The organism is Pantoea sp. 18069, assembly GCF_902706035.1.
In the GTDB taxonomy this organism is placed as follows: domain Bacteria; phylum Pseudomonadota; class Gammaproteobacteria; order Burkholderiales; family Burkholderiaceae_C; genus Comamonas.
This window is the reverse complement of record NZ_CACSJA010000027.1, coordinates 1-26,868: the sequence shown is the minus strand read 5'-3', so window position 1 is coordinate 26,868 and position 26,868 is coordinate 1. Positions and strand designations below refer to the sequence as shown.

At 62.5% G+C, this 26,868-nt stretch carries 24 protein-coding genes and 2 pseudogenes; 17 read left to right on the top strand and 9 right to left on the bottom strand.

The genetic code is table 11. The features are described 5' to 3' along the window. Positions 1-37 precede the first annotated feature (37 nt). Positions 38-1,150: an S-(hydroxymethyl)glutathione dehydrogenase/class III alcohol dehydrogenase gene (locus GVL12_RS18725; RefSeq protein ID WP_159916871.1), complete on the bottom strand. Its 1,113-nt coding sequence runs from the start codon at positions 1,148-1,150 to the stop codon at positions 38-40. A 339-nt stretch (positions 1,151-1,489) separates the two neighbouring features. Between GVL12_RS18725 and GVL12_RS18720 the strand changes: the two genes are divergently transcribed. After that, positions 1,490-1,981, top strand: a complete 492-nt coding sequence (locus GVL12_RS18720; protein WP_159916869.1) for a MarR family winged helix-turn-helix transcriptional regulator — start codon at positions 1,490-1,492, stop codon at positions 1,979-1,981. 38 nt (positions 1,982-2,019) lie between these two features. Here the strand turns inward: GVL12_RS18720 and GVL12_RS18715 are convergent, their stop codons facing one another. Next, positions 2,020-2,343, bottom strand: a complete 324-nt coding sequence (locus tag GVL12_RS18715; RefSeq protein ID WP_159916958.1) for a multidrug efflux SMR transporter — start codon at positions 2,341-2,343, stop codon at positions 2,020-2,022. A gap of 395 nt (positions 2,344-2,738) precedes the next feature. Here GVL12_RS18715 and GVL12_RS18710 point away from each other — a divergent pair, with 395 nt between their 5' ends. The 3 genes from GVL12_RS18710 (at position 2,739) to GVL12_RS18700 (ending at position 6,841) form a co-directional block, all read left to right on the top strand. Beyond that, the gene (locus GVL12_RS18710; RefSeq protein ID WP_159916867.1) at positions 2,739-3,887 is read left to right on the top strand and encodes an FAD-dependent monooxygenase; all 1,149 of its coding nucleotides are present in this window, start codon (positions 2,739-2,741) and stop codon (positions 3,885-3,887) included. A 123-nt stretch (positions 3,888-4,010) separates the two neighbouring features. Continuing rightward, positions 4,011-6,302 (top strand): FdhF/YdeP family oxidoreductase, encoded by a 2,292-nt coding sequence (locus tag GVL12_RS18705; RefSeq protein WP_159916865.1) that lies wholly within the window; start codon positions 4,011-4,013, stop codon positions 6,300-6,302. Between the two features lie 119 nt (positions 6,303-6,421). Further along, a complete protein-coding gene (locus GVL12_RS18700) occupies positions 6,422-6,841 on the top strand; it encodes a MerR family transcriptional regulator (RefSeq protein ID WP_159916863.1) in 420 nt (139 codons plus the stop codon). Positions 6,842-6,849: 8 nt separating this feature from the next. On the opposite strand, the gene GVL12_RS18695 is transcribed toward GVL12_RS18700, so the two are convergent. Further along, the gene (locus tag GVL12_RS18695) at positions 6,850-7,788 is read right to left on the bottom strand and encodes a LysR family transcriptional regulator (protein ID WP_159916861.1); all 939 of its coding nucleotides are present in this window, start codon (positions 7,786-7,788) and stop codon (positions 6,850-6,852) included. Positions 7,789-7,947: 159 nt separating this feature from the next. On the opposite strand from GVL12_RS18695, the gene GVL12_RS18690 reads away from it, so the two are divergent. Next, on the top strand, positions 7,948-8,382 hold the full coding sequence (locus tag GVL12_RS18690) for a DUF4148 domain-containing protein (protein ID WP_159916859.1): 435 nt from the start codon (positions 7,948-7,950) through the stop codon (positions 8,380-8,382). 9 nt (positions 8,383-8,391) lie between these two features. Here GVL12_RS18690 and GVL12_RS18685 read toward each other — a convergent pair whose 3' ends face one another. The 3 genes from GVL12_RS18685 to GVL12_RS18675 all read right to left on the bottom strand — a co-directional run bounded on the left by GVL12_RS18685 (position 8,392) and on the right by GVL12_RS18675 (position 11,004). Beyond that, positions 8,392-9,327 carry an arginase gene (locus GVL12_RS18685; RefSeq protein WP_159916858.1) on the bottom strand — a complete coding sequence of 312 codons (936 nt, stop codon included), beginning with the start codon at positions 9,325-9,327 and terminating at the stop codon, positions 8,392-8,394. An 11-nt stretch (positions 9,328-9,338) separates the two neighbouring features. Beyond that, positions 9,339-10,391, bottom strand: a complete 1,053-nt coding sequence (locus GVL12_RS18680; protein ID WP_159916856.1) for an ornithine cyclodeaminase — start codon at positions 10,389-10,391, stop codon at positions 9,339-9,341. A gap of 127 nt (positions 10,392-10,518) precedes the next feature. Beyond that, complete coding sequence (locus GVL12_RS18675) at positions 10,519-11,004, bottom strand: Lrp/AsnC family transcriptional regulator (RefSeq protein WP_159916854.1); 486 nt, start codon at positions 11,002-11,004, stop codon at positions 10,519-10,521. 223 nt (positions 11,005-11,227) lie between these two features. On the opposite strand from GVL12_RS18675, the gene GVL12_RS18670 reads away from it, so the two are divergent. Beyond that, positions 11,228-12,952 (top strand): ShlB/FhaC/HecB family hemolysin secretion/activation protein, encoded by a 1,725-nt coding sequence (locus GVL12_RS18670; RefSeq protein WP_159916852.1) that lies wholly within the window; start codon positions 11,228-11,230, stop codon positions 12,950-12,952. Positions 12,953-12,961: 9 nt separating this feature from the next. Beyond that, positions 12,962-13,942: pseudogene (locus GVL12_RS27050) on the top strand (filamentous hemagglutinin N-terminal domain-containing protein); the annotation flags it as partial. A gap of 459 nt (positions 13,943-14,401) precedes the next feature. On the opposite strand, the pseudogene GVL12_RS27045 reads toward GVL12_RS27050, so the two are convergent. Further along, positions 14,402-14,656 (bottom strand): annotated as a pseudogene (locus GVL12_RS27045) (hypothetical protein); the annotation flags it as partial. Here GVL12_RS27045 and GVL12_RS27040 point away from each other — a divergent pair. The 10 genes from GVL12_RS27040 (at position 14,603) to GVL12_RS18615 (ending at position 23,008) form a co-directional block, all read left to right on the top strand. Next, the gene (locus GVL12_RS27040; RefSeq protein WP_368855047.1) at positions 14,603-16,627 is read left to right on the top strand and encodes a hypothetical protein; all 2,025 of its coding nucleotides are present in this window, start codon (positions 14,603-14,605) and stop codon (positions 16,625-16,627) included. The pseudogene GVL12_RS27045 and the gene GVL12_RS27040 overlap by 54 nt on opposite strands. After that, on the top strand, positions 16,627-17,076 hold the full coding sequence (locus GVL12_RS18655) for a hypothetical protein (RefSeq protein WP_159916848.1): 450 nt from the start codon (positions 16,627-16,629) through the stop codon (positions 17,074-17,076). The genes GVL12_RS27040 and GVL12_RS18655 overlap by 1 nt, the downstream gene beginning before the upstream one ends. Positions 17,077-17,305: 229 nt before the next feature. Further along, positions 17,306-17,473, top strand: a complete 168-nt coding sequence (locus tag GVL12_RS18650) for a hypothetical protein (protein ID WP_159916846.1) — start codon at positions 17,306-17,308, stop codon at positions 17,471-17,473. A 201-nt stretch (positions 17,474-17,674) separates the two neighbouring features. Then, positions 17,675-17,836, top strand: a complete 162-nt coding sequence (locus GVL12_RS18645; RefSeq protein ID WP_159916844.1) for a hypothetical protein — start codon at positions 17,675-17,677, stop codon at positions 17,834-17,836. A gap of 115 nt (positions 17,837-17,951) precedes the next feature. Continuing rightward, positions 17,952-18,404 (top strand): HNH endonuclease, encoded by a 453-nt coding sequence (locus GVL12_RS18640; protein WP_159916842.1) that lies wholly within the window; start codon positions 17,952-17,954, stop codon positions 18,402-18,404. A gap of 18 nt (positions 18,405-18,422) precedes the next feature. Then, positions 18,423-18,752 (top strand): hypothetical protein, encoded by a 330-nt coding sequence (locus GVL12_RS18635; RefSeq protein WP_159916840.1) that lies wholly within the window; start codon positions 18,423-18,425, stop codon positions 18,750-18,752. A 456-nt stretch (positions 18,753-19,208) separates the two neighbouring features. Further along, positions 19,209-19,367 carry a hypothetical protein gene (locus tag GVL12_RS18630; protein ID WP_159916838.1) on the top strand — a complete coding sequence of 53 codons (159 nt, stop codon included), beginning with the start codon at positions 19,209-19,211 and terminating at the stop codon, positions 19,365-19,367. 484 nt (positions 19,368-19,851) lie between these two features. Next, on the top strand, positions 19,852-21,567 hold the full coding sequence (locus GVL12_RS26920; protein ID WP_159916836.1) for a methyl-accepting chemotaxis protein: 1,716 nt from the start codon (positions 19,852-19,854) through the stop codon (positions 21,565-21,567). A 111-nt stretch (positions 21,568-21,678) separates the two neighbouring features. Beyond that, the gene (locus tag GVL12_RS18620; protein ID WP_159916834.1) at positions 21,679-22,059 is read left to right on the top strand and encodes a hypothetical protein; all 381 of its coding nucleotides are present in this window, start codon (positions 21,679-21,681) and stop codon (positions 22,057-22,059) included. An 85-nt stretch (positions 22,060-22,144) separates the two neighbouring features. Beyond that, entirely contained in the window at positions 22,145-23,008 is an 864-nt protein-coding gene (locus tag GVL12_RS18615) for an alpha/beta fold hydrolase (protein ID WP_235033907.1), read from the top strand. Positions 23,009-23,077: 69 nt separating this feature from the next. Here GVL12_RS18615 and GVL12_RS18610 read toward each other — a convergent pair whose 3' ends face one another. Both GVL12_RS18610 and GVL12_RS26625 read right to left on the bottom strand, forming a co-directional pair. Further along, complete coding sequence (locus GVL12_RS18610) at positions 23,078-24,394, bottom strand: MFS transporter (protein ID WP_159916832.1); 1,317 nt, start codon at positions 24,392-24,394, stop codon at positions 23,078-23,080. Positions 24,395-24,647: 253 nt separating this feature from the next. Beyond that, positions 24,648-26,744 carry a cytochrome c gene (locus GVL12_RS26625; protein ID WP_159916830.1) on the bottom strand — a complete coding sequence of 699 codons (2,097 nt, stop codon included), beginning with the start codon at positions 26,742-26,744 and terminating at the stop codon, positions 24,648-24,650. Between the last annotated feature and the right edge of the window lie 124 nt (positions 26,745-26,868).

Here is a 26,868-nt window from a genome sequence, read left to right as displayed (position 1 = left end):
CGGCATGGCCGCCATGGGCCTGCCGCCTTGAGCGCCCTCAGGCGTAGTTCACCACCGAGCGGATCGACTTGCCTTCGTGCATCAGATCGAAGGCTTCGTTGATGTCGGTCAGCGGCATGGTGTGGGTCACGAAAGGCTCGAGCTGGATGTCGCCACGCATCGCTTCCTCGACCATGCCCGGCAGTTCCGAGCGGCCCTTGACGCCGCCGAAAGCCGTGCCCAGCCAGCGCCGGCCGGTGACCAGCTGAAAGGGGCGGGTGGAGATTTCCTGGCCCGCGCCGGCCACGCCGATGATCACCGACTGGCCCCAGCCGCGGTGCGCGCATTCGAGCGCCGCGCGCATCACGTTGACGTTGCCTATGCATTCGAACGAGTGGTCCACGCCCCAGCCCGTCATCTCGACGATGACCTGCTGGATGGGCTTGTCGAAGTCCTTGGGGTTGACGCAGTCGGTCGCGCCGAAGGTGCGCGCCAGGTCGAACTTCGAGGGGTTGGTGTCGATGGCGATGATGCGCCCGGCCTGGGCCAGCTTGGCGCCCTGCAGCACGGCCAGGCCGATGCCGCCCAGGCCGAACACGGCAACGGTGTCACCGGGCTGGACCTTGGCAGTGTTCTTCACCGCGCCCAGGCCCGTGGTCACGCCGCAGCCCAGCAGGCAGACCTGCTCGGGATTGGCGTCGGGGCTGATCTTGGCCAGCGAGACTTCGGCCACCACGGTGTACTCGCTGAACGTCGAGCAACCCATGTAGTGGTAGATGGGCTTGCCTTCGTAGGAGAAGCGCGTCGTGCCGTCGGGCATCACGCCCTTGCCCTGGGTGGCGCGCACGGCGACGCACAGGTTGGTCTTGCCCGACTTGCAGAACAGGCATTCCTTGCATTCTGCGGTGTACAGCGGAATCACATGGTCGCCGGGCTTGACGCTGGTCACGCCTTCGCCGACTTCGACCACGATGCCCGCGCCTTCGTGGCCGAGCACGGCGGGGAAGATGCCTTCCGGGTCATCGCCCGACAGCGTGAACGCGTCGGTGTGGCACACGCCGGTGTGGGTGATCCTGACCAGGACTTCGCCCTTGCGCGGTGGCTCTACGTCGATCTCGACGATCTGCAGTGGTTGACCAGCAGCAAAAGCGACGGCTGCGCGTGATTTCATGGCGTTTTTCCTTGAGAGTCATCGGGGCCGATGACGGGATGGATGAAGGTGAAGGGCAGACGCCCGCCAGGTCAGGTACACAGGGGCGGGGCGACCAAGCCTGCATTTTCCCATCTGCGCGGCCGTATTGGCGCAAGCCGGGACGAAACGGCGCAAATGGCGCAGCGCCAGCCCGGCAAAGACCTGTCACCTGGGGCTCCCATGCAGACTGTCCGGCGCCAATCGGCCTGGGTGATCGGGCATCATGGCCAAGGATGGTGCTCTGCGCCGCCCGCAGCGCTGCGGCGCTCCGGGGCCGCGACTATACTTTTACAGACACGCGAATGGATTACCTCACCGATGACTGAACCCGGCTCCGATGGCGCATCCAGCGCGCCCCCGCTCGATTACGATTTCACCGAACAGATCGGTCACCTGCTGCGGCGCGCCTACCAGCGCCATACCGCGATCTTCTCCGAGATCATTCCCGACTCGAAATTGACGGCCACGCAGTTTGTCGTGCTGCACGCCGTCAACGAGCGCGGCTCCTGCTCGGTCAACGAAATCGTGCGTGCGACCGCCATCGACCAGGGAACGATGCGCGGCATCATCGAGCGGCTCAAGGCACGCAAGCTGATCCGCATCGGCGCCGACAAGACCGACAGGCGCAAGCTCGTGGTCCAGCTGACCAAGGCGGGTGAGCAGTTGATCGCCGAAGTCGTGCCCTATGCCAAGCAGGTCACCGAGCTGACCTATGGCGACTTCAACGCGGCCGAGCGTGTGGCGGTGGCTTTTTTGCTGCGCCGCATGATCGACGGCGGCACGCAGGCGGTCAACGCCGCGGGCACCTGAACGGTGCTGGCGCGGCAGGCGGCGCTTGCCCGCCTGGGTTACTTCCCGGACGAGAGAAGCTTCAAGCCCACGATGCCCGCCAGGATCAGCAGGAAACAGAGAATGCGCGGCAAGCTGCGGTCTTCATCCAGCATGAGGGCGCCGTAGACCGCCGTACCCACGGCGCCGATGCCTACCCAGACCGCATAGGCCGTGCCGACGGGAATGGTGCGCGTTGCGATCGACAGCAAATACATGCTGAAACAGATGAACACCATGCAGAACGCGCTGGGGCCCAGTTTCGTGAAGCCATCGGTGCGCGGCATGGCAGCGGCGTAGAAGATTTCACACACGCCCGCCAGCAGCAAATAAATCCAACCCAAGTTCAACTCCAAGTCATGTCCGGTGGCGGCCGAGGATAAGGCATGGATGGCGCGCAATCTGGATGACTTCCTGGGGCCCTTGCGTGGTGTCAGGTCTTGCTGCGCGCTGTCCTGCCGGGCGCGGCCTCTGCGTGCCTGTCTGGTCGTTCTTTGTTGTCTTGTGTTGGATAGAGTGTGTACTCTTTATAAATTGATGTATGGAATGGGCCTGCGTTCTCGAAATAGCTGCGAAGGAAGAAATTGCAGCGCATTCCTCAGTGAATTCCTTGACGGGTTTTCTTTTTTCTGGCCCATGCGGGCGATTTTTCTGTTCTGCGCTGTACTTTTGTTAATCGAGTGTCTACACTTCATTTTGTGTTGAACCCCGGCAATCTTGCCGTCACAGGAGCATGAAGATGAAGGACACAACCCGTATTGCCGTCGTTGGCGCTGGTCTGGGCGGCACGGCCGCGGCGGCCTTGCTGCAGCGCGCCGGTTTCAATGTGAAGCTCTACGAGCAGGCGCCGGGCTTTTCGCGCCTGGGCGCGGGCATTCATGTCGGGCCCAATGTGATGAAGATCATGCGCAGGATAGGCATAGAGGACGCGCTCAATGCCATGGGCTGCCACCCCGACTACTGGTACAGCCGCGACGGCCTGACCAGCGAAGTTATCGCGCAGATTCCGCTGGGCGAGCACGCGCTCAAGCATTACGGCGCCAGCTATCTCACGGTGCACCGCGGCGATTTCCACGCGCTGCTGACCCAGGCGGTCACGGGCGGCGTGCTCGAATTCAACAAGCGGCTCACCGCCATCGACGACCAGGGCGATGTCGTGGAGCTGAAGTTTGCCGACGGCAGCAGTGCGCAGGCCGATATCGTGATCGGCGCCGATGGCATCAACTCGCGCATCCGCGAGACGCTGCTCGGCGCCGAGCCGCCCAGGTACACCGGCTATATCGCCCACCGCGCGGTGTTTCCCATAGCGCGCGTCCAGGGCTTTACGCACGAGCGCTGCTGCAAGTGGTGGACCGACGACCGCCACATGATGGTCTACTTCGACACCGGCAAGCTCGACGAGATCTACTACGTGACCGGCGTGCCCGAGCCCACCTGGGACCTGAGCAAGAGCTGGCTGCCCAGCAGCCGCGACGAGATGCGCGCGGCCTTCGACGGCTGGCACCCGGGCGTGCAGTCGCTGATCGACGCCACCTTGGAAGTCACCAAGTGGCCGCTGCTCGAGCGCGATCCGCTGCCGCTGTGGAGCCGCGGCCGGCTGGTGCTGCTGGGCGATGCCTGCCACCCGATGAAACCGCACATGGCCCAGGGCGCAGCCATGGCCATCGAGGACGCGGCCATGCTCACGCGCTGCCTGCTCGAAGTCGGCACCGGCGATCTGCAGACCGCGTTCGCGCTCTACGAAGCCAACCGCGCCGAGCGCGCGAGCAAGGTGCAACGGGTTTCGCACAACAACACCTGGCTGCGCGGCAACGAGAACCCCGACTGGTGCTTTGGCTACGATGCGTTCCAGGTGCCGCTGGTCGAGCCGAAGAAGGTCGCCGCGTAAACACCGGCCTGGCCATGGGGCGGGCGGCAATGCGGCCTTGTGCCGGATACTGCGCGCCCGGCCGCATAATTTGGACCATTGCGCGCCGGCGCGCGCCGCCCTCCACTCCAGACCAGCGACACAATGGACAAGCAAAAAATTGAGTTCTACCCCGGCCCGGCGGGCGGATGGGGTGCGCTGCGCAGCGTGAAGAACACGCTGCTGCGCAACGACATCGCGCTCAAGGGCGCGCGCACGCTGCTGTCGGCCAACCAGCAGGGCGGCTTCGACTGCCCCGGCTGCGCCTGGCCCGACCGCAACCATGCGTCGAGCTTCGAGTTCTGCGAGAACGGCGCCAAGGCCGTGGCCGCCGAAGCCACGGCGCGGCGCGCAGGCCCCGAGTTCTTTGCGCGCCACACCGTGAGCGAGATGATGGCGCAAAGCGACTTCTGGCTCGAGGACCAGGGCCGGCTCACGCACCCCATGCGCTATGACGCCGCCAGCGACCGCTATCTGCCGCTCGACTGGGACGCGGCCTTCGCGCTGATCGCACAGCAGTTGCAGGCGCTGCCCGACCCGAACCAGGCGATTTTCTACACCTCGGGCCGGGCCAGCAACGAGGCCGCCTTCCTCTACCAGCTGTTCGTGCGCGAGTACGGCACCAACAATTTCCCCGACTGCTCGAACATGTGCCACGAGGCCAGCGGCAACGGCATGCGGCCGCAGATCGGCGTGGGCAAGGGCACGGTGACGCTCGAGGACTTCGAGCATGCCGACGCGATCTTCATCTTCGGCCAGAACCCTGGCACCAACCACCCGCGCATGCTGGGCGAGCTGCGCGCGGCGCACAAGCGCGGCGCGCGCATCGTCAGCTTCAACCCGCTGCACGAGCGCGGCCTCGAGCGTTTCCAGGACCCGCAAAGCAAGCTCGAGATGGCGACCATGAGCGCCACGCCCATCAGCACGCACTACTTCCAGGTGCGCGCGGGCGGCGATCTGGCCGCGGTCAAGGGCATGATGAAACATGTGCTCGAGCAGCAAGCCGCGCGCGGCGGCGTGCTCGATCAGGCGTTCATTGCCGAGCACACCAGCGGTTTCGAGGCCCTGGCCGCCGACCTGCAGGCCGAGGACTGGGAGGTGCTGGCGCGCGAGTCCGGCCTGAGCGAAGCGCAGATGCGCGCCGCCGGCGAGGTCTACATCGGCGCGGGCAGCGCCATCGTCTGCTGGGGCATGGGCATCACCCAGCACACGCATTCGGTGGCGACGGTGCAGATGCTGGTCAACCTGCTGCTGCTGCGCGGCAACCTGGGCCGCCAGGGCGCGGGCGCCTGCCCGGTGCGCGGCCACAGCAATGTGCAGGGTGACCGCAGCATGGGCATCTGGGAAAAGCCGCCGGCCGCGCTGCTCGACCGGCTGCAGCAGGTGTTCGGCTTTGCGCCGCCGCGCGCCGATGGCGTGGACACCGTCGAAGCGATCCGCCTGATGCTCGATGGCCATGGACGCGTGTTCTTTGCGCTGGGCGGCAACTTCGCCGCGGCCGCGCCCGACACCGATGCCACCTGGCGCGCGCTGCGCCAGTGCGATCTCACGGTGCATGTGACGACCAAGCTCAACCGCAGCCACCTGGTGCACGGGCGCGATGCGCTGATACTGCCCTGTCTGGGCCGCACCGAGATCGACATGCAGGCCGGCGGGGCGCAGAGCGTGTCCGTCGAGGATTCGATGAGCATGGTGCATCTGTCCGCGGGCATCAACGCGCCGGCGTCGGAGCTGCTGCTGTCCGAGCCCGCGATCGTCGCGCGCCTGGCCGCGGCCACGCTGACGCAAAGTCGCATACCTTGGCGCTGGCTGGTCGAGGACTATGCGCGCGTGCGCGATCTGATTGCCCAGGTGTTCGACGACTTCAAGGATTTCAATGCGCTGGTCGCCAAGCCCGGGGGCTTCCGGCTGCGCAACACGGCCAGCGAGCGCGTCTGGAACACGCCCGGCGGCAAGGCCGTGTTTGTCGCGCATGCCGTGCCCTGCGATACGCCGGTGCACCGCGCGCGCGTGCGCACCCCTGACCAGATCGTGTTCTCGCTGATGACCATGCGCTCGCACGACCAGTACAACACCACCGTGTACGGCATGGACGACCGCTACCGCGGCGTGTTCGGCCAGCGCCGCGTGGTGTTCATCCACGCCGAGGACATCCGTGCACTGGGCATGAACGACGGCGACTGGGTCGATCTGCTGTCGGTCTGGGACGATGGCCAGGAGCGGCGCGCCGACGGCTTTCGCCTGGTCGCCTACGACATTCCGCGCGGCAATATCGGCGCCTACTACCCCGAGACCAACCCGCTGGTGCCGCTGGCGTCCACGGCCATAGGTGCGGGCACGCCGACTTCCAAGTCGGTGCCCGTGGTGCTCAAGGCGCATGCTGCAGCGCTCACCTGACACCGCTCGGTGCAGGGGTGAAGCCAAGGTGGCTTGCATGGGAAACCCTGTAGTTGCTACAGTGTTAGCTTGCCCGGCGAAATGCCTTTGCCGTCCCATGCAGCCATTCGGAGACTCCCATGCAAATCAAGGAACTGGCGCGCGCCACCGGTGTCGACATAGAGACCATACGCTTCTACGAGAAGCAGGGCCTGTGGCCCGAGCCCGCGCGGCTGGACAACGGCTACCGCGACTACGCGCCGCTGCATCTGGAGCGGCTGTCCTTCATACGCCATTGCCGCGCACTCGATATTCCGCTGCCCGACGTGCGCCGCCTGCTCACGGCCATCGACGCGCCCCAGGACGCCTGCCTGGACGTGGACCAACTGGTCGACGCGCAACTGAGCCGCGTGCGCGCCCGGCTGCAGAGCATGCAGGCGCTGGAGCAGCAACTGCTGCAGCTGCGCCGGGCCTGCAACGGCGACCATGCCCACCAGGGCTGCGGCATTCTCAAGGAGCTGGTCGGCGCGGCGCATGGCGAGGCCTGTGCCTGCCATTGAAGTGCGCTTCAGGCATGGCGTGCCGCGCAGGCCTGCAAGGCGCTGCCGGCCTGGGTTCGCGCCTGCTCGACCAGGTAGTCGAGAAACACCCGCGTGCGCTGCGGAATGAACTTGCGGCTGGGCAGGACCGCGTACATCACCAGGCGACCGGTGATCCAGGGGGCGAGCACCCGCACCAGGTCACCGCGCGTGAGGTAGGGCGCGACGGTGTCCAGGGCCACCGAAGTGATGCCCGCGCCGTCGAGCGCCGCGCGCAGCAGCGTGTCGGTGTGGTTGGCGGCGATCACCGGCGTCACGGTGATCTCGCGCGAGTTGTCGGGGTCGGCCACGCACCACATGCGCCAGGCGCGCGGGCGGCCGTTCGATTGCTTGAGCCGCAGGCAGTCGTGGTTCACGAGGTTCTCGGGCTGCTGCGGCGTTCCCCGGCGCTGCAGGTAAGCCGGTGATGCGACCAGAATGGCTTCGGACGCTATCACCTTGCGCGCGATGACTTCGCCATTGAAGCCTTCGTCCGTGCCCATCAGCGTGATGTCGAACTCCTCGAACGGCGGCTCAGTCGTCGTTTCGACCTCGACGTCGAACTGAATCCTGGGGTAGCGCTGCCTGAAATTGGCGAGCATGGGCGCGAGCACATAGCTGGCGAGCACGGGCGGCGCGTGCACGCGCAGCAGACCCTCGAGTTCGGTGCTCTGCGAGCGGGTCACGGCATCGGCTTCGTCTATGTCCTGCAGGATGTTGCGCACGCGGCTCAGATAGCTCTGGCCGGCCTCGGTCAGCGACAGGCGGCGCGTCGAGCGCTGCAGCAGGCGCGTTCCCAGATGGTCTTCGAGGTCGGCCACCAGGCGCGTGACCACGGGCGCCGACATGTCGAGCGCCCTGGCCGCCGCGGCAAACCCGCCTTCGTTGACCACGCGTTCAAACACCCGCATTGAAAGCAAACGGTCCATGTCCAAGCTCCGGGGCAGGTAAAACTGGATTATTTCATTTTTAGAAACACATGGATTCTTTTTGCACTGTTTATCTTTGATCGTGGAAATTTTAAAGTTCATCCCATGGACCGGACAGCAGTCCTCCACATCAAGCAAGCAGACACAGGACCGAACATCATGAAAAGCACCTACCTCTCCATTCTCGCCGTCACCATCGCCGCTTTCACCGCAGGCCAGGCCGTTGCCGCCGACGCGTCGACGGCGCTGAGCCGCGAGCAAGTACAGGCCGAACTGGCGCAAGCCGTGCGCACGGGCGACATCGTCATCGACCATGAAACCGGGCGCAAGGCCAACGAAGTTTTCCCAGGCAGCTACCCCGCCAGGGCCGCGGTGCAGGGCAAGACCCGCGAACAGGTCAAGGCCGAACTCGCCGAGGCCATTCGCACGGGCGATGTTCCCGTCGATGGCGTGAGCGGCCTGAAGATGAACGAGCTGTTTCCCGGCAACTATCCTGCGCCGGCCACCGCTCAAGGCCGCAGCCGCGAAGAGGTGCAGGCGGAGTTGATGAATGCCATCCGCAGCGGTGCGCTGCCCGTGCACGGCTCCGTCTGAGCCCGGCAGTTACAAGCTTCGGGCGATCAAGGCTTCGCTGCCTGCCTGAATGCCGAGTTCCCGCCCCAGCCCCGAGACCGCGAGCGCCTGCACGGCGCGCGCGGTCTTGCCGCCATAGTCCTTGAGCGGGTTGTACTCGGCGATTTCCAGGCCGACAAAGCGGGGATCGTTGCGGCAGCGGCGCAAGGCCGCGCTGGCCTGGGCCAGGGAGATGCCCTGTGCAACGGGCGTGCCGGTCGCGGGCGCGTCGTCGGGATCGAGGCCGTCGAGATCGAAGCTCACGCCCCAGCCCGCGCAGCCGGCCGACACCGTGGCTTGCGCCTCGGCGAAGCAGGCCGCGAAGCCCCGGCGCGCGACTTCCTCCATGTAGATCACGCGCACGCCCAGCGTTTCGAGCAGCTGGCGCTCTGCGCTTTCATAGCTGCGCGCGCCGATGACGACCAGGTGCGCGGGCGCAATCTTTCCCGACCAGCCAAAAAGCCCGGTGAAGGCCGCGCTGCCGTGGCCCAGCAAGGCCGCCAGCGGCATGCCATGCGGCGCCTTGGACTCCGAGGAGTCGGGCGTATGCGCGTCGAGGTGTGCATCGACCCAGATCAATCCCAGCCGGCCCTGCGGCGACAGCGCCTGTGCGACGCCGCTCCAGGTGCCGATCGCGCAGGAGTGGTCGCCGCCGAGCACCAGCAACTGCGTGCCGCTGCGCACCCGGTGCGCAACGGCCTCGGCGAGCGCGCGGTTGAAGCGGGCCACGGTGTCCATGCGGTCGCGGGCGCGCAGGGGGGCGGAGGTCACTTTGGCGAGGGCCTGCACCTCGCAGCCCGCATCGGTCAGCGCCTGGACGAAGCCCGCGTCCAGCAGTGCGCGCGCGCCGTACTTGCAGCCGCCGTCGACCGCGCCTTCGCCGATTTCCGCGCTGATGATCTGCAGGCGTCTGGTGGCGTAGTCCATGGTGAGGCTCCTCATTGCGCGGTTACGAGAGACGGGGCGGTGCCTACGGCGCAGCCAAAGAGATCCTTGGGGTCGTGCAGGCGCGGAACGATTTCAAGCGGCCTTCCGATATGCATGCTGCTCGCCCGCTGGTGCAGGTAGCGCAGCGCGGACAGGTCCTCGAGCGCGAAGCCCACGGAGTCGAAGACCGTGATCTCGCGCGCGTGGCTTCTGCCGCTTTCCAGGCCCTGGAGCACTTTCCACAGTTCGAGCACGCGAAAATCCGCAGGCATCTGCTGCAGTTCGCCTTCGATGCGCGTTTGCGGCTCGAACTCCACCACCACGGTGGCCTGCTGCAGGATGCGTGGGTCAAGCTCGGTCTTGCCGGGGCAATCGCCGCCGACCGCGTTGAGGTGCATTCCCGGCACGATCATGTCGGCGCTGAGTATCGTGGCCCTGGACTTGTCGGCCGTGAGCGTCGTGACGATGTCGGCGCCGGCGACGGCGTCGCGCACCGAGTCCATGGGCATGACCTGCAGCCGGCCCGTGCGGATATGGGGTGCGAGGTTGGCGATCAGCTTGTCGGTCGCCTCGCGGTCGACGTCGTAGGCGCGGATTTCGCGGATGCCAAGCGCATCCATGAAGGCAATCGCCTGGAACTCGCTTTGCGCGCCGTTGCCGATCAGCGCCATGCAGCGGCTGTCGGCACGCGCGAACAGCCGTGCGGCCAGCACCGAGGTCGCGGCGGTGCGCAGCGCCGTCGTGATCGTCAACTCGCTGAGCAGCAGCGGATAGCCGGTCGCGACTTCGGCGAGCACGCCGAAGGCCATCACCGTGGGCAGTTGCCGCAGCGGGTTGCGCGGATGGCCGTTGACGTACTTGAAGGCAAACAAGCTGTCGTCCGAAGCCGGCATGAGTTCGATCACGCCTTCGGGCGAGTGGTTGGCCGTGCGCGCCGACTTCTGGTAGCTTTGCCAGCGCAGGAAGTCTTCGCGGATGAAGCCGGCGATGTCGGCGATCATGGTCTGCACGCCGATCTCGCCGACCATGCGCTGGAGATCCTTGACACCCAGGTATCTGGTCATATCGTGCTCCTCGCCGTTTTGCCGTTTGCCGCGTCGCGGCCATGCCCCCAGTCTAGGCCGGCGGGCGCACGACAAGCGCGCAAAAACCGCGCTCGCGCCGCCGAAACGGCTGAAGGTGGGCTGCCGATCAGCCCATTCGGCGTGGCGCGGTGAAAAGGGGAAAGCCGCTGAACTCCTTGACCGTCTTCAACTCGGTGCTGGTCACGATTTTCTCTATGCCCAGCGCGGGTTGGTCGAGCCAGGCGTCGGTCAGTTCCTGGTAGTGCGCGAGGTCCCGGCAGCAAAACCGCACCAGGTAGTCAAAGCGCCCGCTGACCAGATGGCAGGCGATGACTTCGGGGCAGGCCGCGGCATGCTGCTCGAACAGGCGCACCGTCGCCTGGCGCTGGTCCTTGAGCGCGACTTCGGCGAACACCGCGACATGCGCGCCGAGCACCGCGCGGTCGATTTCGGCGTGGTAGCCGCGCAGATGCCCATGCGCCTCGAGCGCGCGTATGCGTGCCAGCGCGGCCCGCGGGGACAGGTTCACGACCTGGGACACGGCCCTGGCGCTGCTGCGGCCGTGCTTTTGCAGGTGTTCCATGATCCTGTAGTCGATAGCGTCAGGCTGCATTGTCACCCTCCGTGCGGGCTGTGGCGCCCCGGTGTCCAGCTTAGCAGCCCACGGGCCGGTGCTGTCGGACATGCGGCTGCGCACGCAGATGTTGCCGCATTGCAGTGAGTTAAGAAAATAACTATCGTAGTTAATTTCTTACAAAACAAAAACTATTGTCAACTTAGGCTTGGCGTTGACGGAATCCGGAGAACTCCACGACCCCATCTGCAGGAAGCCTGTGATGAGCAAACGCCTAAGCCCGGCCATTTTCCTGTGCACATTCGTGTGCAGCAGCACCGCTGCGGCCCAGCTACAGCCCGTATCGCCAGCGTTGCCCGCAGTGGCGCCCGAGGCCCGCCTCGATCAGCTGCAGCAGCAGCGCCAGCAGGAGCGCGAAAGAGCGCTGCGCGAACGCATCGCGCCCGATGTCGATGTGCTGCAGGAGCAGCCCAAGGCGCAGGCGCTGGAAATGCCCGAGGACGAGTCGCCGTGCTTTCCCTTGCATGAAATCCGGATCACCGGCGCGCAGTCCGGCGACGTGCCCTGGCTGCAGGATGCCGCAGGCCTGGACCTGCGGCGCGCACCCTGCATTGGTGCCAAAGGCGTGGAAATCATTCTGGCAAGAATGCAGCACGCGCTCGTGGCGCGCGGCTTCATCACTTCGCGGGTGATGGTTGTGCCGCAGAATCTGCAAAACGGCGTGCTGGAGATTGCGTTTCTTCCCGGCGTCTTGCGCGATGTGCGTTTGAGCCCCGACAGCGCGGGCGATGCATCGATTCTGAGCGCGCTGCCGTCGCGGCGCGGCGAACTGCTGCAGCTGCGCGACATCGAGCAGGGGCTGGAGAACCTCAAGCGCGTTCCCACGGCCGACGCCGACATCCAGATCGTCCCGGCCGAAGGCCCTGGCGTGGCGCCCGGGCAAAGCGATCTGCTGGTCAGCTACCGCAAATCGACGCCGTTTCGACTGAATCTGGCTTTGGACGATGGCGGCACGAAAGCGACCGGCAAGCTGCAGGGCACGGCCACGCTGTCCTGGGACAACCCTCTGCTGCGCAACGATTTGATCTACCTGAGCCTGGGCCGCGGCATCCGAAACGGTGACCGCCGCGGCACGGAAAACCTTGCGCTGCACTATTCCGTGCCGCTCGACTACTGGTTGCTGGGCCTCACGGGTTCCTCCAACCGCTATCACCAGACCGTGGCCGGCGCCTATGAAGAGTACGCCTACAGCGGTGAATCCAGCCAGCTCGATGCCAAGCTCAGCCGGGTCATCCACCGCAACGCCTGGTCCCGCACCATCGCTGGCGTGCGTGCCTTTCACCGCGCATCGTCCAACTTCATCGACGACACCGAAATCGATGTGCAGCGCCGCAGCACCGCGGGCTATGAGCTGAGCCTCGCGCAGCGCAGCTATCTGGGTGCGGCGCTCTTCGAGGGCAACCTGGCATTCAAGCGCGGCACGGGCGCGTTCGGCGCGCTGCATGCACCCGAAGAGCTCTGGGGTGAAGGCACTTCGCGCATGAAGCTCTACATCGCCGACCTGGCGCTGACCCGGCCTTTCGAGGTGGCGGGCAAGCGCCTGAGATTTTCCACGGCATGGCATGGCCAGTGGAACAAGACGGCGCTGACGCCGCAGGACCGTATCGGCATAGGCGGGCGCTACACCGTGCGCGGCTTCGATGGCGAAAGCAATCTGCTGGCCGAGCGCGGCCGCACCTGGCGCAACGAGATCGGTCTGCCGTTGAATGCCCACGCCGAGGCATTCCTCGCGCTGGATACCGGCCGGGTCAGCGGCCCGTCGGCCGAGTACCTCGTGGGCCGATCCCTGGCGGGTGCGGCCATCGGTCTGCGCGGCGCCGGGAGCGGCTTCTCCTACGAGGTGTTCCTGGCCACGCCGGTCAGAAAGCCCGAGCACTTTCGCACTGCGCACACCAATGTGGCGTTCAGCCTGGCCTACAGCTTTTGAGATCGCGCCATGAACAAGCATCTATTTCGCGTCATTTTCAACAAGTCCCGTGGCCTGCGCATGGTCGTGCAGGAAACCGCCTCCAGCGGCGGCCAGGGCAGCAATGCCGACACGCCTCCAGGGGCGGCACCGGTCTGGGAGCGAACCGGTGACTTTGCACTCAAACCGGTCGCGGCCGCCTTGGTTTTATTGCTCGGCGGGCATGCCGGCTTTGCGCAGATCATTCCCGATCGGGCTGCGCCCGGCCACCAGCGCCCCACGGTGCTGAACTCCGCGAATGGCACGCTGACGGTCAATATCCAGACGCCTTCGGCCGCCGGCGTGAGCCGCAACCGTTATCAGCAGTTCGACATGGGCGCCAAAGGCGCCATCCTCAACAACAGCCGCACGGCTGTACAGAGCCAGATCGGTGGCTGGCTGTAAGGCAATGCCAGGCTGGCGAAAGGCAGCGCCAAAGTGATCGTCAACGAGGTCAACTCGGCGACCCGGTCGCGGCTGATGGGGCCCTTGGAAGTCGCGGGGCAAAGAGCCGACGTAATCATTGCCAATCCCTCGGGTCTGGTGGTGGATGGCCTGTCTTTTCTCAACGCCGCGGGCGTGACCTTGACCACGGGCAGGCCGCTGTATGGCACAGGAGGCAGTCTCGACGGCTTCAGCGTGCAATCCGGTTTGATCCATGCCCAGGGCCAGGGCCTGGACGCGAGCCAAGCCGACTATGCTCACATCCTGGCGCGCGCAGTCTCGCTGAATGCAGGCGTCTGGGCCCAGGATCTGCGGGTGGTCATGGGGGTCAATGAAATTGCCGCGGACGGCAAGCCCAGCACCGCCGCCACCGCGCCCCAGGACAGACCGCAGTTCGCGCTCGATGTGGCGCAGCTCGGCGGCATGTATGCCGGCAGGATCTTCATTGTCGGCACCGAGGCCGGACTGGGAGCGCGCAATGCCGGCACGTTTTCGGCGATGCACGCTGGTCTGACCTTGTCTGTCGATGGCGAGCTGCGCAACACCGGCGCCATCGCCAGCAATGCCACCTCGGCCGATCTGAAGATCTCGGCCCAGGGCATAGCCAACAGCGGCACGCTGACCAGCCAACAGGATCTGCTGCTGGCCGATGGCGGCGCAGTCACGACCAACGCGGGAACCCTGCAGGCCCAGCGCCAGTTGCTCGCCCAGATGGGGCATCTGGACAATCAGCAGGCGGGCGTGGTCGTAGCCCAGCGGCTGGAAATCAGCGCCGCGCACCTGAGCAATGCGGGCAGCATCACCCAGACCGGATCGCAGGCACTGGCTATTTCCAGCACCACGCTGTCGAGTACCGGCCCCCAAGCCGTGCTGGGTGCGCGCGCTGCGCCGGCAGTCGCCGCGCCCTTGGTCATTGCGCAAAGACTGCGCGCTGCCAATGGTGCCGCCGGTGTTGTCCATGCGCTGGGCCACGAGGCCCAGGTCGCTCTCGATGTGAATGGCGCCGGCACGGTTCACCAGCGCGCCATGCGTGCCGTGCAGCTGCTGCGCCAGCAGCGTTCCCTGGCTGTTGTCGAGCAGGCCATCGCTGTGCAGATCGCGCACTTGAATGGTTCCGCTGTTGGTCAGCGCCGCCGTGGTCTGCAGATCGGTGGCGCCGTTGGCCAGCAGCTCGCCGGTGTTGTCCAGATGCTGCGCCACCTCGATACGGCCGGGGGCCAGCACCAGCGGTGCAGCAGGCATGGCCTGGATCAGACTGCCGTCCAGGCCGGTACCGGGGGCGGCGAAGCCGGCGTAGGGCAAGTCGTCGGCACGCGCCTGACCGCACAGGTACAGGAGACGATAGACAACCAAGCCGGCACGCTCAGCGCAGCGAGCGACCTGTCCCTTTCTGCACGCAATCTGGCGAACAACGCCCAGGTGCGCATCGTCAGCAATGCCGGCAGCGTGCATCTGGCGATGTCCGGCACGCTGAGCAACCGGCAGGGGGAAATCACCACGGCCTCCCATGGCAACTTGCAGATAGCCAAGAGCAAGATCGATAGTGAGTATGCAAGTGTCAACGAGCAAAGCGGTTTGAAGGCGGGCAATGGGGGATTCATCATCGATGTGGCGAAAGACACCGATCTGCGCGGCGCTGTTATTTCCAGCACCCAGCAGGCCATAGATGACAAGAAAAACACATTCCACACCGGGGGGGAACTGACGACCAGCGATATCGAAAACATCGCACGTTACAAGGCTCAAGGTTTCAGCGCCAGCGGCGGCATGACCCCCTCCCAAAAAGGTCTCACTCCGACAGGCGGTATGGGCATAGGTCACAAAAGCAGCAATGCCACCAGCACGACCTACTCGGGCATCAGCGGCATTGCCGGCAAGGCAGACATCAGGACAGGAGATTCTGAAACGGGTGTCATGAATAGTTTTGATGCGCAAAAGGTACGCGAAGACGTCGATGCGCAAGTTGAAATAACGAAGCAGGCTGGGAAAAATCTTAGTAGAACGATTGGTGACTATGGGCAGGAAAAAAAAGAAGAAGCCGTAGATTTATTGACACAAGCTGAGGCGATCAAAGAAAGCAACCCAGAGCTATCTGAAGAACTTCAACACAATGCCATTCAAATTGAAAAAGATTGGGGTGATAACGGTAACTGGCGTATAGGGTTGCATGCGATTGCGGGAGGGCTCACTGGAGGAATCGGTGGCGCTCTGGGCGGTGCCGTGGGTTCTGCCACGGCACCGCAAGTAGCCGCAATGCTGGACGATGCAGATATCCAGGGGCCACTGGCTGATACGTTGGTTGCAGCCGCGAGCACGGTAGCGGCTACGACTGTAGGCGGTACTGCGGGGGTGGCGGCTGGTTTAAATGAAGTGATAAACAATAGTCTTGGTCATCAGGCTGTAAATAAATTGAAAAATTGCTTGAGCGGCAAGAGTTGTAAAAGTGATGAGGAAAAAGAGTTAGCAATAAGGTGGGCCGAAGAATCAAGTCAAAAGATAGATGAGGAAACGAAGTCAATATGCGGAAGAGATCCCGTTGGAGATGCCTGTCGAAACGCTATTAGTACAGCGACGAAATATGTAGCAATGCGAGATGCGTGGGATTTTATGAAAAAAGATGTTGCCCGTTCATCGGTGAGCTTGTTTGATTATGTATATAACAGCGATGCTGCGAAGGAAAGGATAAATTTATATTACAGCACCATCGATAAGAGGGCAGATTTCTTTGCAGCCAGTAATCTGTATGAGAAAAATATGGGTGCAGGTGTAAAGTGGTATGAAGGAGCTGAATTTGTGTCACGCGCGCCTTGGACCGGCCTAGGCGCGGACGGAAATTTCTCTTATTTAACGTTCGGTGTCGGTAGAGCTTTGGCTCCAGTTTATTCATGGAGAGAAGCCGCTGGTAAAGAGCTTATGAGTGGAGGCTTCAATAATTTTAGGGGCGTATATAATGATAAAAAATCCAATCCTATTGCTTGGGATATCAACCAGCTTCAAGATGAGCAAAAAATTCTACAGCCGATACATGAGAAATATTTGGGTGGGGGGTATGGTATTTTTAGAAAATCCATAAAATTTTTCACCGATGAAAAATTAGATATTTTGAATGGAAGGCAAACCATTGAAAATGGAATTGATATTCTTGATTTGGATTCAAGGGTGAAGTATGGGTGTAAATTACTGGGGTATGGCGCTGAGCAAGGCTGTAAGTGATGAAGAATAAAGTTTTTGCTTTTATGAGAACTATATTAATATTTTCTATCAGTCCAGGATTTGTGGGTGCACCCTATCTTGCCATCGGTGTATCTCTGCATAGCGGGCTTGGGTTGAAGTACTGGATTGATAATTTATATTTAATTCCTGGTGTTGTTTTTGTTGGGTTTATGTATGGCATATTCTTGTATGGAGCTCCCGCTATGATGTTGGGGGTGATATATGGATTTTTTGAGTTCAAGAGGGGGTGGAGGTCATACATTTTTGTTATTTTTTTCTCTCCAGTTTTTCTTATTATGTTTGATAATTTTTTTAAATACTTTATTCCGGAAATGAGATTTCCTATATTTTATGCATCAGACGCTGGGGATAAGTTCTTTTATACCATGGTCTTGCCGCTAAGTTCTTTGGCATCGATAGTGGCTGGACGGCTTTCTTTTTATAAATAATGGTTTAAGTTAATAATTCCTGGTAGATATGGCTGTAATGGATGGATTTTTCTTGGGGCGGCTCACAACACCCTTGCTGCGTCGTTGCTTTACCCGGGGAGCCGCGCCTGCCCGTCCACGCCCAGTTTCAGCCGTAAATCTGTGATTTACTGGGTTGTGTTGGCCGCCGGGTTGTCGACACGTGCAATGAAGGGCGCTGAAGCCACATTTCACCAGCGAAACTGAGCAGTTGTCGCAGACCGGCCAGATCGCCGCCGAAACCATTGCTTGCATTTTCCGTGACGTGCTGACTGGCGATGGTGCCAAAGGCCTGAATAAGAGCTGGAGCATCCAGGAACTGATGACCAAGTATCAGGCCGATGCGGACATCATGAAAAGTTTTTGGCGCAGAAAATGACGTAAAAAAGGATTGGAAGGTTCTTGGTATTTTCTAAGAAGTCATGAAGACTGGCCGCAACTTCTGGGCGAAATGTCCGATTTGCATATGGATCGGAATAAATATCAGAAAATGTACTGGAAAGAGCGATTGTGTTGGCGATGATGAAGGGGGATCTAATCGCATTCACACTGGGTGGCGCAGGCGTATGAAGCAATAGGCTTGGCTAAATCGTCAATGAATGACTGCCCGATATGTAATATTGGGTTGGGAGTTGCTGAAAATTGCATTGACGGAGCAAAATATTTTGCGCAAACCGCTAAAACAGGGGGCAAGGCACTGGCCGGTGACTCAGAAGAAAAAATGATGAAAAACAGGGGTTGAAGGCCTCCTGGGATTTTCTGAGAAATCATGAAAATTGGCCGAAATTTCTCGGCGCAATGTCTGATGCGGAGAAAGAGGAGATACTGCCAAACTTCTTCCAAAATGGCCGGGGGCGTTGGGGAAAGACATACCTTACAATCCAAAGCTGAAACGCGCAGAGTTGGAGTTGGAATATCCCGGGAAAGTTATCTCCACCGCAGTGCCGCCCACAACGGCAGCGAATCAACATCTTGCTGGAAAAAAACATCCCGTCACAGAGGTTGTTCTTGATGGGCGTGGATTTCCAATATTTGATGATGTGGCTGTATTTGATACGAAAATATCAAGTAATGAATTCAATTCGTTAAGCTACGATGATCAAATGAAATTTGCTTCAGTCGATTTGTGGAATTCAATAAAGAAAGGTGAGGCGCCTGAACATAAATTCACAAAGAATCAGATTGAGCAAATTAAACGTGAAGCCAAAAAGATTGATGGTTATACATGGCATCATCATCAAGACTATGGGAGAATGCAGCTGGTTCCTGCATTAATACATAATAAAACCGACATATTGGTGGAAATGTAATTCCTAAAGGGAAATGAAGTGAGCTGTTCTGGAATCACGTTTGAAGAAAGTGACACAATTTGCTTTGTGGTTACATGTTTGTTTGCCTCTGCTATAGATCGTTCGGAATTGCGACGTTGGTGTACCGATGTCGTAATAAAGAATTGCACCGTCGATGAAATACCTGGTTATATTTTTGAGCTAATGAGCTTTGAAAAAAATCTTGGGCATGTATTTGAAGTTATTGGATTTGTTCCCTCGTGGGAACCTAGCGAGGATGAGGGTCGCGCGATATACGGTATTGCAGCATTGAGAGGCAGGCTTGCTGAAGATGCTCCAATTACTGCAGATGAAGCAAAAAAATGCTGACCTTAAACAAGGGTATATATGAAAAATTCAAATTGGTATTTTCTTTTGTGACCTTGGATATTTGAGATTTTCAGGATGATGTCCATTGCGAAAAGCAGTGAGCGATATGACTTGGCGCTGGAAGAATCCAGGCGGATGAGAGCACCGAATCGGTGCCAGCGTGACCCGCAACGCTGTCGAAATCTCCATCACCAGCGAAGCTGGTCAAAGGCCGGCCAGACTGCCATCGAGAGCGTTGCGCATTGCCCGTGATTGCTGCCAGCGGTCCGAGTTGGGTGGTCACATTTGTGCCTTCGGCCGCATCCGCTGCAGGCGCAATGCCTGAAGAATTCCGGAATCAATTTGCCGCCGAGCTCGGCGCTGTCCGCGTCGGGTCAGGGGCGTGAAGACGGTGCGCCGTGGTGGATTGGGGTTGCCGCAACAACCCTCCTTAAGGGGCAAATGGAAAAGATGTCCATGGAAAATACCCTGGGTTTTGTCTGTGTTACAATTGTAATTATTGTTATGAAACGCAATAAAGACCCGTTGTGGATCATTTGGGGAGTGGCACTCCTGCCATTGGAGGGCCAGCGCCGCCCCTGTTTTTTTGTCATCAGGGTTGAAGAGCACTCTTAGGAAGCCGCTTCGATATCCATATAAACCTCTTATCCCCGTGGCATTTGTCTGGCGTCGAACGTGTTCGCACTTGAGCAAGAAGTCCAATGAGATGGCGCAGCCGCCCCAATGGCGCGTGAAGCCCAAGAATTCATCATGGACCACATCCCATGGTGGACGCTGGCGCGTTTGCGCTGGCTCAAATCAGCACCACCAGGTACCAGTGCGCTGCGCTGCCACTGCCGAAGCTTGGCCGGGCCTTGTGCCTGATGGCCCCACCGGGGTGCAGAACGTGGCGTGAAGCCTGAATCGGTGGGCAGCGTGTCGCCGGGTCCGGCCTCGGCATCTTGATGGTCCGGGCCGCGGGCCTGGCCCGCCGTGACACGGCATGCTGGCCGAAACCGCCCTCCCAACGACGGGAATCACCATCGCAATGAATTTGCTGCCCCCTCGGTTCGGGGGGGCGGCGCATGTGGCGCATTCATTTTCTTTGAGAGACAAAACAATGAACCAATTAAAAATCTCGTCACGACTGATCGTGGCATTCAGTATTTTGGTGTTGCTGCTGGTCGCCTTGGCGGGGATTGGCCTTTGGCGTTCCGCCAGCCAGCGCGCCGAGCTGGCCGATGTGGTGGAGCAGCGCATACCGCTGAGCAAGGCCTTGAATACCGTGATCGATGAGGTCAACGAACAGGCGATCCAGGTGCGCAATCTGGCGATCTTCACATCGAGCGCGATCAAGAAAGCCTCCCTCGAGCGGATCGCTGCGGCAAGAGCCGATGTGGAGGTCCAGTTCAAGACGCTTGATGCGATGATCACCTCCAGCGAAGGCAAGGCCATCCTGGCGAAGATGCAGACTTTGCGGGCGGCATTTCTCCAGTCAGGCAACCAGTACCTGGCGCTGCTGCAGCAGGGGCAGACGGAAGAAGCCATCCTGTCGCTCGAGGAACAATTTCGCCCGGCCCAGCTGGCCTACCAGGCCGCTGTCCATGAGCAGATGGCTTTGCAGGCGCGAATGACCGAGGAGGCCGGCGGGCGCGCCGAGGCCAGCGCCAAGGCGCTGGAGCGCGACATCCTGATTGCCGCGAGCATTGCGGTGCTGGTGGCTATTTTTCTGGCGATCAGCATCACCAGCTCCATCGTTCGCCCGCTGCGGCGCGCGGTGGAAGTATCGGACCGCATCGCCGGCGGCGATCTCAGTTCGCAGATCGTGGTGCAGTCCAACGACGAGACCGGCCAGCTGCTGCGCTCCATGCAGAAGATGCAGCAAAGCCTGGCCACTACCGTGAGCCTGGTGCGGCAAAACGCCGAAGGCGTGGCGACGGGGAGTTCGCAGATTGCCTCGGGCAACAACGACCTGTCGGCGCGCACGGAAGAGCAGGCCTCGGCGCTGGAGCAGACCGCAGCCTCGATGGAGGAGCTGGGCTCCACCGTGCGCCAGAATGCCGAGAATGCACGCGCCGCCAACCAGCTGGCCGTCAATGCGTCCACGGTCGCAGCCCAGGGCGGCGAGGTGGTGGCCGAAGTCATAGCGACGATGAAAAGCATCAACGCCAGCAGCGCCAGGATTGCGGACATCATCTCCGTGATCGACGGAATTGCGTTCCAGACCAATATCCTGGCGCTCAACGCTGCCGTAGAGGCCGCGCGCGCGGGCGAGCAAGGCCGCGGCTTTGCCGTGGTCGCTAGCGAAGTGCGCAGCCTGGCCCAGCGCAGCGCCGACGCCGCCAAGGAAATCAAGGGCCTGATCACGGCAAGCGTGGAGCGCGTGGAGCAGGGCAGCGCCCTGGTGGACAAGGCCGGAGCGACCATGACCGAAGTCGTCAAGGCCATTCGCAACGTGACCGACATCATGGGCGAGATCAGCGCGGCCAGCAGCGAACAGAGTGCGGGCGTGGGCCAGATTGGCGAAGCCGTCACGCAGATGGATCAGGCCACGCAGCAAAATGCGTCGCTGGTCGAGGAAATGGCGGCCGCCGCGAGCGCGCTGAACGTACAGGCGGGCGAACTCGTCAAGGCGGTGGCGGTGTTCAATCTCGGCGGCGGCAGCGCGGTCGTCGCCGTGCGCGTGGAGCCGGAGCGCAGCCGTGTTGCCCCCTCGAAGACGGCCGTGGCCCAGCCTGCCCAACGCATTCAGCCGCCGACCACGGCCCAAATTCCTGCAGCCCCGGCCAAGACCGCGGCGGCACGCGCCAGCGAGAACGAATGGGAGAGCTTCTGAACTGAAGGCGACAGGAGCCGGATTCCCGACGGTCACAGCATGGCCTTCTAGCGCACGAAAAAGCCCGCGACACGCGGGCTTTTTCACGTCTTCACTTCCGGAATATGCAGGATGATTGTTTTTTTGTTTCATTTAGACACAAACCTGCCGATAGTACGGGTGAAGAGAAATGCCAAATCAACAAGGAGTGCCATGAGGTTTTGCGTCGTCAATGTGGGTGGCTTTTGCTATACCGCCTTCTCCCCCAGCACCTGTGAAGCCGTCGCGGATGCCTTGAAGCGCTTTCCCAATGCCAGACGAATCAGCGTGCGCTCCAGGCTGCATTGGGTTTTTCCCAGTTTTCCGGGGGCGGCGAATGACCTGCTGTGTCTGGCCGGCCGACACGCCACAGGCGAGAGAAATGTCTACGCCCGACTTCCCGCGGCCGGCGATGAAGCGGGTCAGGCCGCCTGGGGAAAGGGTCTGGCCTATTGCGAGGAAGCGCGGCATTGAGCGCAGCCGCCAGATGAGCCGTGGCACGGCGCTGGATGCGGAGCCACAATGCTACGGCAACGTTGCAGTTCATGGAGGAGCGAGAGTGGATGACAGAGCATTGCAAGCCTGCACCGAGGCCCGCCTGCAGGAAGCGCGGCGCATGACCGCGCCCGCCGACACCGGCCTGCACGAGGCATGGATCCCGACCGCGTTGGGCCATGTCCATGCGCAGCGCTGGCCCGCCGATGCCGGCGCCGATACGCGCCTGCCCATCGTGCTGCTGCACGATTCGCTGGGCTGCACCGCGCTGTGGCGCAGCTTCCCGGCGGATCTGGCGCGCGTGACCGGGCAGGCCGTCATCAGCTATGACCGGCTGGGTTTTGGCCGGTCCGACGTTCACCCCGGCCTGCTCACAGCGGATTTTGTCGCCTCCGAGGCGCAGGGCAGTTTTGCCGCAGTGCTCGACGCGTTCAGCATCGACCGCTTCATGGTGTTCGGCCACAGCGTGGGCGGCGGCATGGCGGTGTCGATCGCCGCCGCCTACTCCGCGCGTTGCGAGGCGGTCATCACCGAATCGGCGCAGTCCTTCGTCGAGACACTGACGCTCGATGGCATTCGCGCGGCGCGGGACGCGTTTGCCGCGCCGGGGCAAATGCAGCGGCTGGAGAAATACCACCCCGGCAAGGCGCAGTGGGTCCTGGATGCCTGGGTCGATACCTGGCTCTCGCCCGCGTTCCGCGACTGGAGCCTCGATGCGGCGCTGGCGCAGGTGCGCTGTCCCATGCTGGTGTTCCAGGGCGCCGACGACGAATTCGGCTCGGCGCGCCAGCCCGAGCGCATTGCGGCGCTTTCGGGCGGGCCGGTGTCGCTTGCGTATCTCGCCGGCTGCGGCCATGTGCCGCACCGCGAGAGCGCGGCCCAGGTGCTCGAGCGGGTGCAGGGCTTTGTGGCGCAGCACGGGCGCTGAAGCCAGGCAAAGAGGCCTTTGGGCCTCCCGCCTCGCGCAGGCCTTTTCATGCGCCTGCGGCGCTGGCGTTCAATCCAGGACGCGATTGCGCGATTCGACGTCGACCGACCAGATCGAGACCGCGCCTGCGACCAGCATGGCCGACAGAACGAACAGCGACAGCGTGAAGTGGGTGGTCATGATGGGCGCGATGATCGCTGGCGCGAACAGGCCGCCAAAACGCGCGACCGCACCGGCCATGCCCATGCCGCTGGCACGCAGGCTGGTCGGGTAGACCTCGGGAGTGAACGCATACAGTGCGCCCCAGACGCCGAGCAGCGAGAAGCTCATCAGCAGCGTGGAGCCGACCACGACGGCTGTCGACGTGCCCAGGCTGTACAGCAGGCAGCCGAAGGCGCTGAGCAACAGGAAGCCGATCAGCGTGGGCTTGCGTCCCCAGCGTTCGACGCCATAGGCCGACAGCGCAAAGCCGGGCAGCTGGACCAGGGCCAGCACCACCAGGAACTCCTGGCCGCGCATGAAGCCGAAGCCCGAGCTCGAGAGCTGGATGGGCAGGTAGACGAATACGCCGTAGTAGGCGATCGAAATCAGCGCCCAGGCGAGCAGCAAGCCTATGCTGCGGCGGCGCAGTTCGAGTGAGAACAGCGCAAAGACCGACTTGTGCTCCTGCTTCTCGGGCTGCAGCGCGGGGATCTGGACCAGGCTGCCATTGACGTTGGCAACGCGTTGCAGCACGTCACGGGCTTCGCGTGACTTGCCGCTGCGGTTGAGGAACAGCGGAGATTCGGGAATGTAAAAGCGCAGCACCACACCGATCAGCGCCGGGATTCCGGTCACGAAGAAGATCAGGCGCCAGGCGTCATCGCCCCAGGACACGGCGATCAGCGACAGGACCGCAAGACAGATCGTGCCCACGGCCCAGAAGGACTCGAGCAGCACCAGCCAGCGGCCGCGCTTGTTGCTCGGCAGGAACTCGGCCATCATCGTGTAGTCGACGGGCAGCGTGCCGCCCACGCCTATGCCGGTGATGAAGCGCAGGACCAGAAGCCAGGCCAGATCGGGTGCGAACGCCGAGGCGACACCCGCGCAGGCATCGATGACCACGGCCATCATCAGCACGGGACGGCGGCCGATGCGGTCGGCGAGGCGGCCGAACACGAAGGCACCGATCAGCATGCCGATGAAGAACAGCGTGCCGGTGCTCAATGCCTGGGGCATGGTGATGCCAAAGGTCTTGGCGATCGACGGCGCGCTGAAGCCGATGGACAGCACCTGCATGGCATCGGCAAGCCATACCAGACCGAAAATCACGAAAAGTCGGTACTGGAACTTCCCGACACCTGCGGTCTGTATCCCTTTTTCGACGGAAATTAATGTAGCTGACATATAAGGCTTCCTTGGTAAGTCATGGCGATGTTTTCAAGCCGGTGCTTGCAAGGCGAAACGCCTTGCAATACTTCGGCGGCTTTTGTTGAGTGCGTTTGAATATCCATCCCGGGGCTGCATTGGTTCTCAGCCGTCAGGGAAATAGCGCTTGTCCAGATTGAATGCGATGGGCTGGTTTGCCGGAGCTCCTCATGGGTGCAGAAGAATGGATTCCTGGCCTGGGCCGGTATCCGCGTGGTTTTTTTCACTTTTCTCAATGCGCCGCTGCTGACGCGCGCAGTTTGCTGATCGCCTTCGTTTCATGGGGCCAAGCTTTTTCCTCCGGTGCAAATCGTTCACGCAAATAAGCAATCAAATCCAGGATCTGGGCGTCGTCGAGGCTGTCCCTGAAGCCCGGCATATGGCCTAGTGCTTCATTCGCCGGGGTCTGGATGCCATTGAGAATCACCTGGACCAGGTTGTCCGGCGTGGCCGCATGCACGTTGGTGTTGAGCGCCAGCAGCGGCTTGACGCCGAACAGCGTCGGACCGCTCCCCGCTTCGTGGCAGACCGCGCAGGCGTTCTGGTAGATGCGCTCGCCGTTGACATGCTGGGCATAGACCGGGGGCGCTGCGGGCTGGATGACTGCGGCAGGCGCAGCCGGTGCGGCAGCCGCCACGCTCTTCCCGGGAGCAGCCGCAGGCTGTGCCGTCGATGGCGCCAACTCCAGCAGATAGGTGGTGATCGCGCGCAGGTCGCTGTCGGGCAGTTCGGCCAGGCCGTGGATGACCGGCGCCATGGGGCCGGCGGCAACGCCGTGCTGCGGCGAGAAGCCGGTGCGCAGATATTGGTAGAGCGTGTCGCGCGTCCAGGGGCGCTTGCCTTCGGCCAGTTGATTGAGGGCCGGAGCGCTCCAGCCTTCGGCTTCGCCGCCGCCGAGGTAGTGAATGCCGGTCTTTTCCGCGCCCAGCGCATTGCGCGGCGAATGGCAAGCGGCGCAGTGGCCCGCGCCTTCGACCAGATAGGCGCCGCGGTTCCATTCGGGCGTGCGCGCTGGGTCGGGCTTGAACGGTGTGGCATCGTGGAACAGCGCGTTCCAGCCGGCCATGGCCGGGCGCAGGTTATAGGGGAAGGCCAGCTGCGTCTGCGGCGCCTGGGCCTTGACGGGCGCTTGCGACATCAGATAGCCATAGAGCGCCTGCAGGTCGCCGTCGCTGAGCTTGGCAAACGCCGTGTACGGGAAGGCGGGATAGAGCTGGCGGCCGTCCTGGTGAATCCCCTGGCGCATTGCACGCTCGAACGCGGGGTACGACCAGCGGCCAATGCCGGTCTCGTTGTCGGGCGTGATATTGGTCGAGTAGATCGTGCCGAACGGCGTTTCGAGCCCGAATCCGCCGGCGTTGGCTGCGCCGCCGGGGGCGGTATGGCAGACCACGCAGTCGCCCGCGGCGGCCACCAGGCGGCCGCGCTCTATGGCCTGCGCGGAATACAGCGTCACGTCGGGGCCGGAGGTCAATGGCAGCGCGGGCTTGAGCGGCCAGGCCATGGCGGCGATACCGGAAACCGCAGCCACGCCCGCGGCCCACCAGCCCCAGGGGCGTTGGCGTACGGGCGCGGCAGCGGCGTCGGCGCTGGTCAAGGAAAGGCGCAGTTGCTCGGAATCGAATGGCACTTCGCGCAGGCGCACGCCGGTCGCATGCGCAACGGCATTGGCGATGGCCGCGGCCGCGGGCAGGGTTTCGACGCCGTCGAGGGCGAGTCGGCCTTGCTGGATCAGGCCGCTCTGCGGCGTGGCGGGGCTGGCCAGGTCGGTCTGCTGCGCGCGCGGCACCAGGCCATGGGCGTCTTTCCAGTCGTCGAACGCCGATGCCGTGCCCAGCAGTTGGCGGGCATTGGCCAGCAGTTGCGGATCCTGTTCCTGCCATTGGATTTCGGGCCGCAGCGTCGCGCCTTGCGCGGCATGCAACTGCTGGCTGTCGTGGCCGGCAACCACGCGCGTGACTTCGATCGCGCCGGTCTGCGGGTGCACGGCGACTTCGGCGACCCAGGCGCTCCAGACCACGCGCTGCGCGCCCGAGGCGTCAAGCGTCTGCAACTGCGCGGTCGCAAAGCCGCGGCCATGCAGCCGGCCATTGGCGTCGGGCTGGCTGGCAGGAAGGTCTTGTTCTGCTTCTGGCCACTGCGCGCGCTCGGCGACCTGGCGCGCGAGGTCCTGGGCCCGGCCCTGCAGATGCTGCAGGCGCCAGGCCAGCGGGTCCCGGCCCTGGGCCACGGCCTGTTCATGCCACAGGCTTTCCTGCGCGAACACCTGGGCGGCGTTGAGGTCGTGCACGCCCGCGTGCCGGGTGTCGGTACCGGCCTTGAGGGCCATCCCTTTCAAGGTCTTTTCCCCGAAGCCTGTTTAAGCACACGAGCAGTGGAGACATGTGAGCGGGCGATGCGGCCATCGACATAGCCTTTGGCCTGAGCAGCCTTGGGCTTGCGCTTGGAGGTCG

Excerpts from the sequence above, each read along its gene's own strand:
- GVL12_RS18685 (WP_159916858.1), bottom strand. The coding sequence starts at position 9,327 with ATGGACTACGCCACCAGACGCCTGCAGATCATCAGCGCGGAAATCGGC.
- GVL12_RS18690 (WP_159916859.1), top strand. The coding sequence starts at position 7,948 with ATGAAAAGCACCTACCTCTCCATTCTCGCCGTCACCATCGCCGCTTTC.
- GVL12_RS18670 (WP_159916852.1), top strand. The coding sequence starts at position 11,228 with ATGAGCAAACGCCTAAGCCCGGCCATTTTCCTGTGCACATTCGTGTGC.
- GVL12_RS18655 (WP_159916848.1), top strand. The coding sequence starts at position 16,627 with ATGAAGAATAAAGTTTTTGCTTTTATGAGAACTATATTAATATTTTCT.
- GVL12_RS18630 (WP_159916838.1), top strand. The coding sequence starts at position 19,209 with ATGGAAAATACCCTGGGTTTTGTCTGTGTTACAATTGTAATTATTGTT.
- GVL12_RS26920 (WP_159916836.1), top strand. The coding sequence starts at position 19,852 with ATGAACCAATTAAAAATCTCGTCACGACTGATCGTGGCATTCAGTATT.
- GVL12_RS18695 (WP_159916861.1), bottom strand. The coding sequence starts at position 7,788 with ATGGACCGTTTGCTTTCAATGCGGGTGTTTGAACGCGTGGTCAACGAA.
- GVL12_RS18610 (WP_159916832.1), bottom strand. The coding sequence starts at position 24,394 with ATGTCAGCTACATTAATTTCCGTCGAAAAAGGGATACAGACCGCAGGT.
- GVL12_RS18720 (WP_159916869.1), top strand. The coding sequence starts at position 1,490 with ATGACTGAACCCGGCTCCGATGGCGCATCCAGCGCGCCCCCGCTCGAT.
- GVL12_RS18675 (WP_159916854.1), bottom strand. The coding sequence starts at position 11,004 with ATGCAGCCTGACGCTATCGACTACAGGATCATGGAACACCTGCAAAAG.
- GVL12_RS18680 (WP_159916856.1), bottom strand. The coding sequence starts at position 10,391 with ATGACCAGATACCTGGGTGTCAAGGATCTCCAGCGCATGGTCGGCGAG.
- GVL12_RS26625 (WP_159916830.1), bottom strand. The coding sequence starts at position 26,744 with ATGGCCCTCAAGGCCGGTACCGACACCCGGCACGCGGGCGTGCACGAC.
- GVL12_RS18620 (WP_159916834.1), top strand. The coding sequence starts at position 21,679 with ATGATTGTTTTTTTGTTTCATTTAGACACAAACCTGCCGATAGTACGG.
- GVL12_RS18700 (WP_159916863.1), top strand. The coding sequence starts at position 6,422 with ATGCAAATCAAGGAACTGGCGCGCGCCACCGGTGTCGACATAGAGACC.
- GVL12_RS27040 (WP_368855047.1), top strand. The coding sequence starts at position 14,603 with ATGCTGCGCCACCTCGATACGGCCGGGGGCCAGCACCAGCGGTGCAGC.
- GVL12_RS18710 (WP_159916867.1), top strand. The coding sequence starts at position 2,739 with ATGAAGGACACAACCCGTATTGCCGTCGTTGGCGCTGGTCTGGGCGGC.
- GVL12_RS18725 (WP_159916871.1), bottom strand. The coding sequence starts at position 1,150 with ATGAAATCACGCGCAGCCGTCGCTTTTGCTGCTGGTCAACCACTGCAG.
- GVL12_RS18705 (WP_159916865.1), top strand. The coding sequence starts at position 4,011 with ATGGACAAGCAAAAAATTGAGTTCTACCCCGGCCCGGCGGGCGGATGG.